This is a genomic window from Eubacterium sp. An11 (genome assembly GCF_002161065.1).
In the GTDB taxonomy this organism is placed as follows: domain Bacteria; phylum Bacillota; class Clostridia; order Lachnospirales; family Lachnospiraceae; genus Anaerobutyricum; species Anaerobutyricum faecale.
In genome coordinates, this window is the sequence record NZ_NFLV01000076.1 from 1 (window position 1) to 1,472 (window position 1,472).

The window sequence follows — 1,472 nt, forward strand, 5'->3', positions numbered from 1 at the left end:
ATCCCTCCGCTTGCTTCCGGACTCCGGAAATTGCGGATTCCGACTGGAAGGGCAACGGATACAGGAAACGGGAACTCAGATCTGGAAACCATCCTGATCCGGCAGATCAGCTACCAGATCACAGATACACTTCAGTCTGCTTTTCCGGAAGCTACCTGGGAATTTGCAGAACCTCTGCGTCTTTCCCACCTGCTGGATGGCGATGCGATCCGCTTATCTACCAGGAACACCGGTAATCATAACTTTGCGGAAGTGTCTATGGATGAGTACGGAAACCTGCATCTTCAGATGCTGACTGTCTCTGCGTTGAAGCGGAGAGGCGACAAATCCGCATCCCCGGATACGCCAAAGGTTGATCCTGCGTCCTGGTACTCCCTGATTGGGAAACCATTCCTTGTGGAAATGATCGGGAATTTACAGGCAAAAGGACACCAGAAGCTGTTCATCGGAGAACAGGGGGACGTTTATATCCTCAACGGGAAAGATCCGGAAGTAAAAGGCAAGCTGGAGCATTTCCCGCCCAAAGCCTACTGGCCTGCACTCCTGCAGGTGTTTGCCGATGATGAACTGGAAGCGGCAGAGACGGAAAACGCAGTGGAGATCACCTGGGCATAAGGAGGAAAAGCAACAATGGCAAGTGGAAAATTAGTGGAGAGCTGGACTTTCCAGCGCACGCTCCCAGAACCTTTCAAAGACTATACGGATGACGCCGTATTTAAGAATATCGCATCCAAATACTGTACCCAGCCGCAGAAGAGAAGCACGCTCCATGCGGCTACGCTGCAGGCCGTCCTGACCTATATGGAACTGGAGGAGCCCGCAGGCGGGAAGTCCGCAGAGGAACTGGGCGCAATCGGGAGCCAGACCAATACCTATACGGTGGCAGAATATCCCAGCCGTACCGGAGAACTTCATGTGGTGGTCTATAACCCGGCAAACGGGAAATTTATTGCCGGGAAGTACACGGTGCCGCCGGATACGGAAAATACACCGGAGAAATATGTATTTAAAGATTCCGAGAATACAGGAACTGCTTTGTTATTCGCTCTGATGCCTACGTTTCTTTCCGATGAGGAGTTCAATGAGAAATACCAGCAGTTAAAGGAATACCGTGCAGCCGGTTATCCGGACATGGACGAGGCGGCAGAAACGGCGGCTGTCCTTTGTGACAACGCTTATCGCCGGATCCGATACAGTGATACGCTCGCAACGGGAGGGATCCGCACGGATATCGCTCCCAATGGTGTCATCCCGCTTTTGAAGCCGCTGGCTCTTCAAACGGGAACCTATGCGCCTACAGAGATCATCCACGGGGCGTTCCAGGTACTGAAGCCCGGCAACACCTTTAAGAAGAAAGCGGAAGTCATAGCGAAAGCGGATTTTGTGGGACAGTATATCCTGTCACCTGCCCGTGTACTGACTCCGGAGGAGGAACTGACCGTCCCGGTACTGCCGGACTGGTATATCATCCC

The 1,472-nt window shown here is 52.7% G+C and carries 1 protein-coding gene and 1 pseudogene; both read left to right on the forward strand.

All coding sequences use genetic code 11. The features are described 5' to 3' along the window. Positions 1 to 615: hypothetical protein (locus B5E53_RS18555; protein ID WP_087317608.1), on the forward strand; the 615-nt coding region annotated here is incomplete at its 5' end. Between the two features lie 15 nt (positions 616 to 630). Further along, a pseudogene (locus B5E53_RS18560) lies at positions 631 to 1,472 on the forward strand (ATPase); the annotation flags it as partial.